Source organism: Enterobacter cloacae complex sp. SHL020, assembly GCF_049236945.1.
GTDB classification, from domain to species: Bacteria; Pseudomonadota; Gammaproteobacteria; order Enterobacterales; family Enterobacteriaceae; genus Enterobacter; species Enterobacter dykesii.
In genome coordinates, this window is sequence record NZ_JBMKJF010000005.1 from 90,482 (window position 1) to 103,201 (window position 12,720).

Genomic DNA, 12,720 nt, shown 5'->3' on the forward strand with positions numbered 1-12,720 from the left:
GCCTTATAAAAAGTAGCGATCGCGGAAGGTCAACAGCGCCTTTTCAAAACAGCTAAACGGCGGGTGAACGATGCCCGCCCCAATCATGCCGATGCCCGCGTCTTTATGGGCAATGGCGGTGTTAATCACCGGCAGAATGCCGCTGCCGGCGACTTTGGTGATGTCGATAGCGGTCGGAATGCCCATAAACGAGAGCAGCGGAATGGTGACGTTCGGGTTTTCGCCGAGGGTGATTTCGCGCATCTGACGGGAGAAGTCGATGGCTTCCTCCACCGTCCCGCCCACCAGCGCAACGATTGCCGGAGCCGTCGCCATCGCAAAGCCGCCGATGCCGTAGGTTTCGGTGATGGCGCTATCGCCGATGTCCAGCCCTGAATCTTCCGGCTTATAGCCCGCGAACATCGGGCCAATCACCTGCTGCGCCGGGCCGGTGAACCACTGCCCCGGCAGGCCGGAAACGCGCAGGCCGAACTCGTAGCCGTTACGCGCCATGGTGGTGACGACGGTGCTGTACTCAATGCCGTGAGCGGCGTCCAGCGCGGCCTTACACATCGCCATCCACGTCGGGCCGGAGAAGTAGTCGCTGCTGGCGACAAACTCGAACACCTCGCGCTGCTGCTCCACCGGATAACCCGCCTGAATCAGCCCCGGCGTCAGCGCCTGAATAAGAAGCGTGGTGCCCGCGTTGTTGCGGTTGTGGCACTCGTCGCCCATATGCAGCGCCTGGGCCAGCATCAGGCGCAGGTCGATTTCGCCGACGATCTTCATCGCCTCGCGCAGCATCGGGCCGAGCACGTCGCGCATCCAGTTCAGGCGGTCGATCACGCTCTGGTCGTTGGCGCCCATGCGCAGGATCTTCGCCATCTGCTCGCTGAGGTTGGTGAACGCGCGGTTGCCGTAAGTTTTGTTCTCCACGATGTGCATAAACATCGACGCGGAGGTGACGCCCGCCATCGAGCCCACGCAGTCGTGCTCGTGGCACGGCGAGAACGTAATATCTCCGGAGGCGGCGAGCCTTGCCGCATCGTCCAGATCTTTCGCCAGCCCTTCAAACACCAGCGCCCCGGTAACCGCCCCCTTCATCGCCCCGCACATGTTCTCCCAGGCGACAGGCGGACCGGCATGCAGAATGGTGGTGCGGGTCATGCCCGGCACAACGTTAATGGCCTGGTCATAGCCCACCAGCACCGGATGAGACTGAATAATGCGCTCAAGGGCGATGTGGTTAGCGGCGGCGATTTTCTCCGCCAGCGGTTTTTCTGCCAGCCGATCGAGCGCTTCAACGACCTGCATATTGCCCCGTCCCGGCGGCGTCCAGTCGAGCTGGGTCACGGGAACGTGCTGTTTTTTGAGATCGTCGCTGAACATCGCAATGCCGACGTTAATCACGTTCAGCGGCTGGTTGAATAAGGTCGTCATTATGCTTTCTCCCCTTTGCAGACAAATTCGCGTGCCAGTAATCCGGTGTTGGTGCTGCTGCTGGCCCAGATGACGCCTGCGTCGGTCAGCAGCTGGCATTGCTGCGCCAGCGACTGCGGATCCTGGTCGGTGCCGAGCACGTAGCCGAGGATCTCCAGCGGACGGTTATCGGCCTTCGCGATGGCCTGCGCCTCTTTGATAGCGTCGATCATCACCCCGACCGGATCCTCGTGCGCGCCAAAGCCCAGCACGAAGTCCATCACAATTACCCCGACTTCCGGGTCGCGGGCTTCCTGCATCAGGCGGCTGATGCGGTTGGTCGGGTCGATCATCGGGTGCGGCTTGCCGTTGGTGAAGTCGTCGTCGCCAAAATCGAGGAAGGTGTGGGCTTTACTGACGCTGATGTCGCTCAGGCGCTTAGCCGGATCCGGCTGGATGTTGCTGTAGACGTCGTCGAATTTCGCAAGCGACGCGAACATCGCCTCGTCGCACAGGGTACCGCCGCAGAACAGGCCGCGAATGTACTTCTGCTGCGGGGTCAGGCGGGCGCGCACCTCTTCAATCAACGGCCAGTTGAGAGGATGCAGATCGAGGGACTCTTTTTTGATGCCGGTGAGCAGGACCGCCTTCAGGGCCGCCTCTTTCGTGCCGCGTGCAAACTGCAGGCCGTCTTCATCGGCGGGCGGTTCGCTGCGGCCGAGGAAGCAGACAACCACCGGCTTGCGGCAGGCGCGCGCGCGGGCCAGCACTTTCTCCGCCACCGCAGGGGCCGGCGGCTTGGAGATCAGCGCAATCACCTGGGTCGCGTCGTCCGCTTCCAGCATGTCGATGGCGTCGAGCATCATCAGGCCGCCGATTTTCTCGCTAAGATCGCGACCGCCGGTGCCGATCAGCTGCGACACGCCGCCACCGAATTCGTGAATGCGCACGCTCAGCTCCTGGCTGCCGGTGCCGGAGGCGCCGACGATGCCAATCGCTCCGCGGCGCACCGCGTTGGCAAAGCATAATCCCGCGCCGTTGATAATGGCGGTGCCGCAGTCCGGGCCCATCATCAGCAGCCCTTTCTGATGCGCCAGCTGCTTCAGCGCCAGCTCGTCATCGAGCGAAACGTTGTCAGAGAAGAGCATCACGTTAAGGCCGTCTTCCAGCGCCTGACGCGCTTCGCGGGCAGCGAAGGTGCCGTTGACGGAAATCACCGCGAGGTTGCTCTCCGGGCGATGAGTTTTGGCGCTGGCAATCGTGGCGTAGCGCGCTTCATGGGTGCCGCCGCTCTCTTTACGCGTGAACAGCGCTTCAATAGCGGCCAGCGTTTCATCATTCGCCGCGTCGCCTTTAATCACGATCATCAGGTCGCCGTTTTTGGCTTCCGCTAATTCCGGCGTTAATAGCCCGAGGTTTTTTAATACGCCTTTGTTCATCTCCGTCGCCATCGCGACAAACGCCTGCTCGACGCCCGGTAATTTATTGGCTTTGGTGGAAACGGACATTAATGAGACGGAGTCAAAATATGTGTTCTTTTTTATGACGATTTTTGTGGGCATTATTTTCTCCTGAATGCGGATAAAAGGGGGCCGCCGTCGTGCAAAATGCACGTCGGTAAAAATGCTTTTTAAATTAACGGCCAGCCGGACGCGGCTGACCGAATGCGTTATGCGCCCGCCGCCAGCAGCAGGTCAGCTATTGCATCGAAGCCTTTTTCCCGCGCCAGCTCGAGCGGGGTTTTGCCGTATTTATCGGTCATGTGCGGGTTCGCGCCGTGATCCAGCAGCAGCTTCACGATCGCCTGCTGCTTAGCGCCGCCGTCGTTAAGCACGATCGCTTCCAGCAGTGGCGTCCAGCCGACAAAGTTAGTGTGGTTGACGTTGATATCCGTTTTCTCCAGCAGCTCGCGAACGATCTCCACGTGCCCTTTTTCACTGGCTGGCGTAATGCCGACGCCGCCAAAGCGCGTCAGGCGATCGAGATCCGGATTTGCCGGAAGGACAAGGCGCAGCAGGGTGATATCGTTGGTCAGGCAGCTAATGAGGAAGGGGTTAAAGCAGGTCTGATCCTGTTTATCAATATCCGCCCCGGCGGCAATTAATAACGCCACGCAGTCATAATGCTTTTTCAGGCTGGCAATAATAACGGCGGTTCTTTTCTGGCGGTTGGTGGCGTTAATATCCACACCTTTCTCCAGACAGGCTTTTAGCGCATCGCTATTGCCCTCTTCTGCCGCCAGCAGAAATTCAGTAACGAGTTCGTTCGCAGACATATTCAGACTCCCGATATTTTTATTTCTGTTGACCTGAGAATAGCAACAGCCTGGTGATAAAAGAATCCGCTTAAAAATGATTCATCGACAGTCAATTCATTGTTGAGGTAAATTCAACAAACCGGTCAAAACGTGCGTCTGTGCAACCTTTTTCTTATGTTTCTCCGCTTTTTAGCGCTTCTGCCTGCATTATGCTTATGTCTGATGAAGCCTTACCGCATGCGGCTTTCGACAAAGAGTCAGAACTGTGATCGGCTTCAAATGCGTTGTAACGACGCTGTTAAAATATGTTCAAAACTGATGGCTGAAGGGAGTGAGATATGAATTCCATCTTTACCGAGGAGAACCTGCTGGCCTTTACTACCGCCGCACGCTTCGGCAGCTTCAGCAAAGCCGCCGCCGAACTGGGGGTAACAACCTCCGCCATCAGCTACACCATTAAGCGCATGGAGACCGGGCTGGACGTGGTGCTGTTCGTCCGCAGCACGCGCAGCATCGAGCTGACCGAGTCCGGATTTTACTTTTATCGTAAGGCCACCGACCTGCTTAACGACTTTCACGCCATCAAGCGCGGGATTGACACCATTTCTCAGGGCATTGAGGCACGGGTGCGCATCTGTATCAACCAGCTTTTGTATACCCCACGCCACACGGCGCGGCTGCTGCAGGTGCTGAAAAAGCAGTTTCCCACCTGTCAGATCACCGTGACCACCGAGGTCTACAACGGCGTCTGGGACTCCATCATCAACAACCAGGCCAACATCGCGATTGGCGCGCCGGACACGCTGCTGGACGGTGGCGGGATTGATTACACCGAGATCGGCGCCATTCGCTGGGTGTTTGCCATCGCGCCGGAACACCCGCTGGCGTTCACCCCGGAGCCAATAGCGGAAAGCCAGCTGCGCCTGTATCCCAACATCATGGTGGAAGATACCGCGCACACCATTAACAAAAAGGTTGGCTGGCTGCTGCACGGACAGGAGGCGATTCTGGTCCCGGACTTTAACACCAAATGTCAGTGTCAGATCCTGGGCGAAGGGATTGGCTTTTTGCCGGAATACATGGCCCGCGAGGCGGTAGTAGCGGGGCAGCTGGTCACCCGACGGATTAATAACCCGCGTCAGGATTCGCGCATGCTGCTCGCCACGCAGCATGCCGCAACCGGCCAGGTCACGCGGTGGATCAAGCAGCAGTTTGGTCCTGCGGGGGTGCTGACCGATATCTATAGCGATTTACTGTGGCGCGCCTAGCTTTTGCTCTGTACCCAAAATGCGTGAATGAGGCCGGGGAAGTAGCCCAGCAGCGTCAGAAGAATGTTGATAATAAACGCCCAGCCAAACCCTTTGCCCAACAGCACGCCCAGCGGCGGTATGAGGATCGTAAAAACAATACGCCAAAATCCCATATAAACACTCCGTTCAATCTAATCCATTGAAAATAATAAAGAGAACGCTGTAAGCATAGCCAGTTTATTCGTCTGTACCAGTTCCGGGCCTCGCGTTTACCCTCTTTTACGCTTTTGACGCTGGTTTAATGCAATGGATTAGTTTAGCATTCACTTAATTAAGTAAATGCTAAACTATCATGACCGAACTTGAACAGCTTCAAGCCAGCGCCGGGCAGGCCGCCACACTCTTAAAAGCGATGAGCAACCCCCGTCGGCTGCTGATCCTCTGCACCCTGTGCGGAGCGCCCGGCACAAGCGCGGGGGAACTGGCGCGAGCAACGGGGCTTAGCGCGTCCGCTACGTCTCAGCATCTGGCGCGCATGCGTGAGGAAGGGCTTATCGACAGCACCCGCGACGCGCAGCGCATTCTCTATTCCATAAAAAACGATGCGGTACATCAGCTTATCAGCACCCTGAAAACCCTTTATTGCCCGTAAGGAGCCGCCATGTCACTTCCTCTTCTTTCACCGCGCCAGGCCAGTGCCCGGGTCGCTGAAGGCGCAAAACTGATTGATATTCGTGATGCCGACGAGTACGCCCGCGAGCATATTCCTGCCGCGCGGTCCGTGCCGCTGGATACCTTACCCGGCGCACTTAACGCGCAGGCGGGCGATACGGTGATTTTTCACTGCCAGTCCGGCGCCCGGACGTCGGGGAATGCCGACCGTCTGGCTCAGGCCGCCGCGCCCGCAGAGGCATTTGTGGTCGAGGGGGGGATTCAGGGCTGGAAGCAGGCGGGGCTGCCAACCGTCGAAGACAAATCCCAGCCGCTGCCGCTGATGCGTCAGGTGCAAATTGCCGCCGGGCTGTTGATACTCTGCGGCGTGGTGCTGGGCTATAGCGTCTCCAGCGGCTTTTTCCTGCTCAGCGGTTTTGTCGGAGCCGGGCTGCTGTTCGCCGGTGTGACGGGCTTTTGCGGCATGGCGCGACTGCTCAAGGTGATGCCATGGAACCGGCGTACCTCATAAGCAGTAATCGGTGAAATACGCTGTACCCGGCGTCATGCGTGGGCTAAGGTGAAGATCGCTAAAACGATGAGGAGGTAATATGTTTTCTGTCGGTGATTATGTGCAACCGCGTAAAGGCGGCCCGAAACTGAAAGTGCTCGAAGTGAACGGTGACAGCATTGTGGCGGTCCAGGCCAGCAATGAGCAAGGCGAGAAATATACGCTGAAAGGCGCCGATGTGGCGCCTTATACCGAAGAAGGCGATTTCGGCGTCTGCTGAACAATAAGCCGGGCGGCGTGTTCCGCCCGGCTCATCCGTTAGATCAGAAAATCATCCAGTGATTTACCGTCTGCCAGCGCGCTGGCGATAGGCTTCGGCGTGCGGCCCTGGCCGGTCCACGTTTTCTCTTCGCCGTTCTGGTCAATAAAGCGATATTTTGCTTCACGCGGCTTACGCTTTTTCGCTGGCTTACCCGCCTGCGCCAGTTCAGAACCCAGCAGGTCAGTCGGGGAAATACCATCGGCTTTCATCCGCTCCAGCAGAGCATTAATTTTTTCCTGCTGCTCAGCACGCTGCTGCTCTAATTCCGTCAGCTCGCTGCGTTTCTCTTCTGTAACGACCCTGACCTTTTCCAGCATTTCCTCAAGAACGTCCAGGGATAATTCACGCGCCATGGCGCGCAGGGTTCGGATATTATTAAGATTCTGTAACGTCAAAGACATATTATTTGAAAACCTTTTCTTTGGGGGATAAATAGATAAATCGCCGACAGAATAATTCATTTGAGTTGAAATATCTACCCAAGGGTCCGTACGGGCGTCGGTGTAAATATATTTAGAGCTCATTGTTAATAATAGCGCAAGGAGCAGGCAGGACACCGGTGAATCCAATCACCCCTATTAATATAAATGGCTAAGCTTAATCCAAATCACAGCATACTCACCCGCCATCAGGTGGGAATGCCTGCTTCTCGCCACCTATAAAATCAAATGATTGATTTTAATATAAAAACTATCAAACGAGACAGATTATAACGATCGAAACAAAAAACGAACAACTTTAGAGAATTTTGTGGACAAAAGGCGATTAAATAAAAATTAATCACTAGTTGTTAGTTCAAACTCAGAGATATACGCTATACACGTCAAACAAACCAACCTAAAGCACTAACCGCTGAAGGAAAATCGTTTCTTTTGTGTTCTTCTCAAGGAGTTCAGACATGTTCTCGCCGCAATCTCGCCTGCGCCACGCGGTGGCGGATACTTTCGCGATGGTTGTTTACTGTTCCGTCGTGAACATGCTGATCGAAATATTCCTCTCCGGAATGTCCTTCGAGCAGTCGCTTTCTTCTCGTCTGGTGGCGATCCCGGTCAATATTATTATTGCATGGCCATACGGTTTATACCGCGATGCGGTAATGCGTTTCGCGCGTCGTATCAGTCCTGCAGGCTGGGTGAAAAACCTCGCAGACGTTCTGGCGTATGTGACGTTCCAGTCGCCGGTTTACGTGGCCATTCTCCTGACTGTCGGTGCAGACTGGCACCAGATCGCTGCGGCGGTGAGTTCGAATATTGTCATTTCGATGTTGATGGGAGCCGTTTACGGCTATTTCCTCGACTACTGCCGCCGCCTGTTTAAGGTCAGCCAGTACAGCCAGGCAAAAGCGTGATGTGAAGCGACTGGCGCACGCCAGTCGCGGATTTACTGTACGTCGCCAAACAGTCCCTTCAAAAATCGCTCCAGCGCCATACGCGAACTGAAACCGTGCGGAATACCATAATGCTCGTGCCGTTCACCGCCTAAATAGAGCGGAAATTGCTGATAATGATCGCAGGTTTTAATATCCGAGGCAGGCTCAGCAAATGACAGACTTCTGTCTTTCAGCGTCGGGTGAATAATGAGAGCGGTGCGTCCCATTCTTGCTTCGCGATTAACATAAACATAATTCTCGCCGCGGCGATATCCATACGCTTTTGGCGTCACCTCATCCATGGTGAATCCCTCTTTTTCAAGAACGCGTGCCACCTCGTCAGGTCGTAAATACATATCTTTTCCTCGTTATCTTTTCCTGCCCGGCAACCTTACAGTATTCAGCAATAGCAGGGCTTTCAGAATAGTCCATAAACTGCCGGATATCGCGTGATGCGCTTCAGATATTAAATTTCTGAACTAAACTGAACGGGAACACAAAATTACGGAGGATCGTATGTTTAACAGACCGAACCGAAACGATATTAATGACGACGCTCAGGATATTCGTAATGATGTCAGCCAATTAGCGGACACGCTGGAAGAGGTGCTGAAGTCCTGGGGAAGTGACGCGAAGGACGAAGCGGATGCCGCAAAGCGTAAGGCTCAGTCTCTGCTCCGTGAAACTCGCGCCCGCATGAACGGACGCTCACGCGCCACGCAGGCAGCCTGCGATATGGCAAGCTGTGCTACGACCTTCGTGCGTGAAAAACCGCTATGTACTCTGGGAACCGTCGCGGCGGTCGGCATCTTCGTCGGTGCCCTGCTCAGCCTGCGTAAATAAGCCCGCGTTTTCTGCCCCGGCAGCCTCAGGCGCCGGGGCTTTTTTATGCCCGTTAGCCTGAAAAACCCGTACAGCCTGCCCTGCCCCGCTGTGCTCATCACAGGGGCGATATTAATCCAAATTTCCCATATCTTGTATGGTTGAAACTTAAGGCAACTACATCTAGTATTCCTTTTAGCAAGATACACACAACCCGACGCGATGATTCGCGCCGCACCCTCATTTTAAATGGAAATACGAATCATGAGCATTATTATTTACACTCGTAACGATTGCGTTCAGTGCCACGCGACCAAACGGGCAATGGAAAGCCGCGGCGTGGCGTTTGAAATGGTGAATGTTGACCAGGTCCCCGAGGCCGCAGATACCCTGCGCAAGCAGGGTTTTCGTCAGCTTCCGGTGGTGGTCGCCGGGGAGACAAGTTGGTCCGGCTTCCGCCCGGACATGATTAACCGCATCGCCGCGCAGGCCGTACGGGCATGAGCAGACTGGTGTTCTTCTCCAGCAGCTCGGAAAACACGCTCCGTTTTATTGAGCGCGTCGGGCTGCCTGCGGTGCGCATTCCGCTGAACGAGCGGGAGCGGATCCGGGTAGAGGAGCCTTACATTCTGGTGGTGCCCAGCTATGGCGGAGGCGGGACAGCGGGAGCCGTGCCTCGCCAGGTGATCCGCTTTCTGAACGATCCTCATAACCGCGGGCTCATCCGCGGCGTTATCGCAGCGGGGAATCGCAATTTCGGCGATGCCTTTGGCCGCGCCGGGGATGTCATTTCTCAAAAATGCGGCGTGCCGTATCTCTATCGTTTTGAGCTGATGGGGACACAGCAGGACGTCGAAAACGTGCGTAAAGGAGTGAACGAATTTTGGCAACGACAACCGCAGAACGGGTGATTCAGGCGACACCGGATTACCACGCATTAAACGCGATGCTTAACCTCTACGATCGGGAGGGGCGCATCCAGTTCGATAAAGATCGTGAGGCGGTGGACGCCTTTTTTGCCGCCCACGTGCGGCCCAACAGCGTGATCTTTGCGAGCCAGAATGAACGTCTCGACTATCTGGTTAACGAGGGCTACTACGACGCGCGCACGCTCACCCGCTACGACCGCGCCTTTGTGGTGAAGCTGTTTGAGCGCGCCCACGCCAGCGGCTTTCGTTTCCAGACCTTCCTCGGCGCGTGGAAGTACTACACCAGCTACACCCTGAAGACCTTTGACGGTAAACGCTACCTGGAAAGCTTTGAAGATCGTGTGGTGATGGTGGCACTGACCCTGGCGCAGGGCGATGAAGCGCTGGCGGAGCAGCTCGCCGACGAGATCCTCTCCGGCCGCTTCCAGCCCGCCACGCCGACCTTTCTCAACTGTGGCAAAGCCCAGCGCGGCGAGCTAGTTTCCTGCTTCCTGCTGCGCATTGAAGACAACATGGAGTCGATTGGCCGCGCGGTGAACTCGGCGCTACAGCTTTCCAAACGCGGCGGCGGCGTGGCGTTTCTGCTCTCGAACCTGCGTGAAGCGGGCGCGCCGATCAAGCGCATCGAAAACCAGTCCTCCGGGGTGATCCCGGTGATGAAGATGCTGGAAGATGCGTTCTCCTATGCCAACCAGCTTGGCGCGCGTCAGGGCGCGGGCGCGGTTTACCTGCACGCACATCATCCGGATATTCTGCGTTTTCTCGATACCAAACGTGAAAACGCCGACGAAAAAATTCGCATCAAAACCCTGTCGCTCGGCGTGGTGATCCCGGATATCACCTTTAAGCTCGCCAAGGAGAATGCCGAAATGGCGCTTTTCTCGCCGTATGACGTTGAGCGAATCTACGGCAAAGCCTTTGGCGACGTGGCCATCAGCGAGCTGTACGACGAGCTGCTGGCCGACGATCGCATCCGCAAAAAAACCATCAACGCCCGCGATTTCTTCCAGACGCTTGCGGAGATCCAGTTTGAGTCCGGCTATCCGTACATCATGTACGAGGACACGGTGAACCGCGCAAACCCGATTGCCGGGCGCATCAACATGAGCAACCTGTGCTCGGAGATTTTGCAGGTCAACAGCGCGTCCGCCTACGACGAGAACCTGGACTACGCGGACATCGGCAAGGATATCTCCTGCAACCTCGGGTCGCTGAATATTGCCCACACCATGGATTCCCCCGACTTTGGCCGCACGGTGGAGACCGCCATTCGCGGGCTGACGGCGGTATCGGACATGAGCCACATCCGCAGCGTGCCGTCTATTGAAGCAGGCAACGCCGCGTCGCACGCCATCGGGCTGGGGCAGATGAACCTGCACGGCTATCTGGCGCGGGAAGGCATCGCCTACGGCAGTCCGGAAGGGCTGGATTTCACCAACCTCTATTTTTACACCATTACCTGGCACGCGCTGCACACCTCGATGATGCTGGCGCGCGAGCGCAGCCAGCGGTTCGCGGGCTTTGAGCAGTCCCGCTACGCCAGCGGGGAATATTTCAGCCAGTACCTCGAGGGCGACTGGCAGCCGAAAACCGAAAAAGTGCGCGAACTGTTTGCCCGCGCGGGGATTACCCTGCCGACGCGCGAAATGTGGCAGCAATTGCGTGATGACGTGATGCGCTCCGGCATTTATAACCAGAACCTGCAGGCGGTACCGCCGACCGGATCGATTTCCTACATCAACCACGCCACGTCGAGCATTCACCCGATCGTGTCGAAAATTGAAATTCGCAAAGAAGGCAAAACCGGGCGCGTTTATTACCCTGCCCCGTTTATGACCAATGAGAACCTGGCGCTGTATCAGGACGCGTATGAGATCGGCCCGGAGAAAATTATCGATACCTACGCGGAGGCGACCAAACATGTGGATCAGGGGCTGTCGCTGACGCTGTTTTTCCCGGACACCGCCACCACGCGGGATATCAACAGGGCGCAGATCTACGCCTGGAAGAAAGGTATCAAGACGCTCTACTACATTCGCCTGCGCCAGCTTGCGCTGGAAGGCACCGAAATTGAAGGCTGCGTGTCCTGCGCGCTGTAAGGAGAAAGGATGAAACTGTCACGCGTGAGTGCCGTTAACTGGAACAAAATCCAGGACGATAAAGACCTGGAGGTATGGAACCGCCTGACCAGCAACTTCTGGCTGCCGGAAAAAGTCCCGCTCTCCAACGATATTCCGGCCTGGCACACGCTGAGCCACGCCGAGCAGCAGCTGACGATCCGCGTCTTTACCGGTCTGACGCTGCTGGACACCATTCAGAATACCGTCGGTGCACCGGCTCTGATGAGCGATGCGCTGACGCCGCACGAAGAGGCGGTGATGTCGAACATCAGCTTTATGGAGGCGGTGCACGCCCGCTCCTACAGTTCGATTTTTTCGACGCTCTGCCAGACCAAAGACGTGGACGCAGCCTACGCCTGGTGTGAAGAGAGTGAGTCACTACAGAGAAAGGCGGAGCTTGTTCTGGAATATTACCGGGCCGACGAGCCGCTGAAGAAGAAGATCGCCAGCGTATTCCTGGAATCCTTCCTCTTCTATTCCGGCTTCTGGCTGCCCATGTACTGGTCGAGCCGGGGCAAGCTCACCAACACCGCCGATTTGATTCGGCTCATCATTCGTGATGAAGCGGTGCACGGGTATTATATCGGCTATAAGTATCAGAAAGGGCTGGAGAAAGTCAGCGAGGCAAAGCGCGAGGAGCTTAAAGGCTTTGCGCTCGATTTGCTGATGGATCTGTACGACAACGAGCTGAGCTATACCGAGGAACTCTACGCCGGTACCGGCTGGGAAGAAGACGTGAAGGCCTTCCTCTGCTACAACGCCAACAAGGCGCTGATGAACCTGGGTTACGACGCGCTGTTCCCGCCGGAGATGGCGGAGGTGAACCCGGCTATTCTGGCCGCGCTGTCGCCCAATGCTGACGAAAACCACGATTTCTTCTCGGGATCTGGCTCGTCGTACGTGATGGGCAAAGCGGTGGAAACCGAGGATGAAGACTGGGATTTTTAATGAACGCTAACGTTCGTTAATTTAATATAAACCCAACAATTCCCGCTCTAATATTTACAAAACAACTACACTGTAATTTCCACGTCATATTCGCCTGAATCATTCCGATTCAGGTGAAATTTCCCGATGCAGCAGCAAAAAAT

The 12,720-nt window shown here is 56.1% G+C and carries 16 protein-coding genes; 10 read left to right on the top strand and 6 right to left on the bottom strand.

From position 1 onward, the window contains the following. Nucleotides 1-3 precede the first annotated feature (3 nt). The 3 genes from ACOTZB_RS14215 to ACOTZB_RS14225 all read right to left on the bottom strand — a co-directional run bounded on the left by ACOTZB_RS14215 (nt 4) and on the right by ACOTZB_RS14225 (nt 3,673). Nucleotides 4-1,419, bottom strand: coding sequence for a DUF1116 domain-containing protein (locus ACOTZB_RS14215; RefSeq protein ID WP_421627513.1), 1,416 nt, complete (start codon nt 1,417-1,419; stop codon nt 4-6). Then, entirely contained in the window at nt 1,419-2,960 is a 1,542-nt protein-coding gene (gene fdrA / locus ACOTZB_RS14220; RefSeq protein WP_421627514.1) for an acyl-CoA synthetase FdrA, read from the bottom strand. The genes ACOTZB_RS14215 and fdrA overlap by 1 nt, the downstream gene beginning before the upstream one ends. Nucleotides 2,961-3,067: 107 nt before the next feature. After that, nucleotides 3,068-3,673, bottom strand: coding sequence for an ankyrin repeat domain-containing protein (locus ACOTZB_RS14225; RefSeq protein ID WP_421627515.1), 606 nt, complete (start codon nt 3,671-3,673; stop codon nt 3,068-3,070). A gap of 320 nt (nt 3,674-3,993) precedes the next feature. On the opposite strand from ACOTZB_RS14225, the gene ACOTZB_RS14230 reads away from it, so the two are divergent. Next, the gene (locus ACOTZB_RS14230; protein WP_421627516.1) at nt 3,994-4,923 is read left to right on the top strand and encodes a LysR substrate-binding domain-containing protein; all 930 of its coding nucleotides are present in this window, start codon (nt 3,994-3,996) and stop codon (nt 4,921-4,923) included. On the opposite strand, the gene ACOTZB_RS14235 is transcribed toward ACOTZB_RS14230, so the two are convergent. Continuing rightward, nucleotides 4,920-5,078 (bottom strand): YqaE/Pmp3 family membrane protein, encoded by a 159-nt coding sequence (locus ACOTZB_RS14235; RefSeq protein ID WP_023308917.1) that lies wholly within the window; start codon nt 5,076-5,078, stop codon nt 4,920-4,922. The genes ACOTZB_RS14230 and ACOTZB_RS14235 overlap by 4 nt on opposite strands. Nucleotides 5,079-5,257: 179 nt before the next feature. Between ACOTZB_RS14235 and ACOTZB_RS14240 the strand changes: the two genes are divergently transcribed. The 3 genes from ACOTZB_RS14240 to ACOTZB_RS14250 all read left to right on the top strand — a co-directional run bounded on the left by ACOTZB_RS14240 (nt 5,258) and on the right by ACOTZB_RS14250 (nt 6,347). Further along, entirely contained in the window at nt 5,258-5,557 is a 300-nt protein-coding gene (locus ACOTZB_RS14240) for an ArsR/SmtB family transcription factor (protein WP_193805768.1), read from the top strand. A 9-nt stretch (nt 5,558-5,566) separates the two neighbouring features. Beyond that, a complete protein-coding gene (locus ACOTZB_RS14245) occupies nt 5,567-6,088 on the top strand; it encodes a rhodanese family protein (RefSeq protein WP_421627519.1) in 522 nt (173 codons plus the stop codon). Nucleotides 6,089-6,167: 79 nt separating this feature from the next. Then, the gene (locus tag ACOTZB_RS14250) at nt 6,168-6,347 is read left to right on the top strand and encodes a hypothetical protein (protein ID WP_421627521.1); all 180 of its coding nucleotides are present in this window, start codon (nt 6,168-6,170) and stop codon (nt 6,345-6,347) included. A gap of 38 nt (nt 6,348-6,385) precedes the next feature. Here ACOTZB_RS14250 and stpA read toward each other — a convergent pair whose 3' ends face one another. After that, on the bottom strand, nt 6,386-6,790 hold the full coding sequence (gene stpA, locus ACOTZB_RS14255; RefSeq protein ID WP_033146355.1) for a DNA-binding protein StpA: 405 nt from the start codon (nt 6,788-6,790) through the stop codon (nt 6,386-6,388). A gap of 497 nt (nt 6,791-7,287) precedes the next feature. Between stpA and alaE the strand changes: the two genes are divergently transcribed. After that, nucleotides 7,288-7,737: an L-alanine exporter AlaE gene (gene alaE / locus ACOTZB_RS14260; RefSeq protein ID WP_008502567.1), complete on the top strand. Its 450-nt coding sequence runs from the start codon at nt 7,288-7,290 to the stop codon at nt 7,735-7,737. A gap of 32 nt (nt 7,738-7,769) precedes the next feature. Here alaE and ACOTZB_RS14265 read toward each other — a convergent pair whose 3' ends face one another. Next, on the bottom strand, nt 7,770-8,114 hold the full coding sequence (locus ACOTZB_RS14265) for a DUF2002 family protein (RefSeq protein ID WP_023308923.1): 345 nt from the start codon (nt 8,112-8,114) through the stop codon (nt 7,770-7,772). Between the two features lie 160 nt (nt 8,115-8,274). Between ACOTZB_RS14265 and ACOTZB_RS14270 the strand changes: the two genes are divergently transcribed. The 5 genes from ACOTZB_RS14270 to nrdF all read left to right on the top strand — a co-directional run bounded on the left by ACOTZB_RS14270 (nt 8,275) and on the right by nrdF (nt 12,577). Then, nucleotides 8,275-8,601, top strand: coding sequence for a DUF883 domain-containing protein (locus tag ACOTZB_RS14270; RefSeq protein WP_023308924.1), 327 nt, complete (start codon nt 8,275-8,277; stop codon nt 8,599-8,601). 243 nt (nt 8,602-8,844) lie between these two features. Further along, a complete protein-coding gene (nrdH, locus tag ACOTZB_RS14275) occupies nt 8,845-9,084 on the top strand; it encodes a glutaredoxin-like protein NrdH (RefSeq protein ID WP_421627524.1) in 240 nt (79 codons plus the stop codon). Further along, nucleotides 9,081-9,491, top strand: coding sequence for a class Ib ribonucleoside-diphosphate reductase assembly flavoprotein NrdI (nrdI, locus tag ACOTZB_RS14280; RefSeq protein WP_047650315.1), 411 nt, complete (start codon nt 9,081-9,083; stop codon nt 9,489-9,491). The genes nrdH and nrdI overlap by 4 nt, the downstream gene beginning before the upstream one ends. Beyond that, on the top strand, nt 9,464-11,608 hold the full coding sequence (nrdE, locus tag ACOTZB_RS14285) for a class 1b ribonucleoside-diphosphate reductase subunit alpha (protein ID WP_421627526.1): 2,145 nt from the start codon (nt 9,464-9,466) through the stop codon (nt 11,606-11,608). Before nrdI ends, nrdE begins: the two co-directional genes overlap by 28 nt. 9 nt (nt 11,609-11,617) lie before the next feature. Continuing rightward, the gene (gene nrdF / locus ACOTZB_RS14290) at nt 11,618-12,577 is read left to right on the top strand and encodes a class 1b ribonucleoside-diphosphate reductase subunit beta (protein WP_421627528.1); all 960 of its coding nucleotides are present in this window, start codon (nt 11,618-11,620) and stop codon (nt 12,575-12,577) included. Nucleotides 12,578-12,720: the final 143 nt, after the last annotated feature.

Bases quoted from the DNA above. Each gene is read 5' to 3' on its own strand.
- ACOTZB_RS14225 (WP_421627515.1), bottom strand. From the start codon at position 3,673: ATGTCTGCGAACGAACTCGTTACTGAATTTCTGCTGGCGGCAGAAGAG.
- alaE (WP_008502567.1), top strand. From the start codon at position 7,288: ATGTTCTCGCCGCAATCTCGCCTGCGCCACGCGGTGGCGGATACTTTC.
- ACOTZB_RS14265 (WP_023308923.1), bottom strand. From the start codon at position 8,114: ATGTATTTACGACCTGACGAGGTGGCACGCGTTCTTGAAAAAGAGGGA.
- nrdH (WP_421627524.1), top strand. From the start codon at position 8,845: ATGAGCATTATTATTTACACTCGTAACGATTGCGTTCAGTGCCACGCG.
- ACOTZB_RS14215 (WP_421627513.1), bottom strand. From the start codon at position 1,419: ATGACGACCTTATTCAACCAGCCGCTGAACGTGATTAACGTCGGCATT.
- stpA (WP_033146355.1), bottom strand. From the start codon at position 6,790: ATGTCTTTGACGTTACAGAATCTTAATAATATCCGAACCCTGCGCGCC.
- fdrA (WP_421627514.1), bottom strand. From the start codon at position 2,960: ATGCCCACAAAAATCGTCATAAAAAAGAACACATATTTTGACTCCGTC.
- ACOTZB_RS14250 (WP_421627521.1), top strand. From the start codon at position 6,168: ATGTTTTCTGTCGGTGATTATGTGCAACCGCGTAAAGGCGGCCCGAAA.
- ACOTZB_RS14230 (WP_421627516.1), top strand. From the start codon at position 3,994: ATGAATTCCATCTTTACCGAGGAGAACCTGCTGGCCTTTACTACCGCC.
- ACOTZB_RS14245 (WP_421627519.1), top strand. From the start codon at position 5,567: ATGTCACTTCCTCTTCTTTCACCGCGCCAGGCCAGTGCCCGGGTCGCT.
- ACOTZB_RS14235 (WP_023308917.1), bottom strand. From the start codon at position 5,078: ATGGGATTTTGGCGTATTGTTTTTACGATCCTCATACCGCCGCTGGGC.
- ACOTZB_RS14270 (WP_023308924.1), top strand. From the start codon at position 8,275: ATGTTTAACAGACCGAACCGAAACGATATTAATGACGACGCTCAGGAT.
- nrdI (WP_047650315.1), top strand. From the start codon at position 9,081: ATGAGCAGACTGGTGTTCTTCTCCAGCAGCTCGGAAAACACGCTCCGT.
- ACOTZB_RS14240 (WP_193805768.1), top strand. From the start codon at position 5,258: ATGACCGAACTTGAACAGCTTCAAGCCAGCGCCGGGCAGGCCGCCACA.
- nrdF (WP_421627528.1), top strand. From the start codon at position 11,618: ATGAAACTGTCACGCGTGAGTGCCGTTAACTGGAACAAAATCCAGGAC.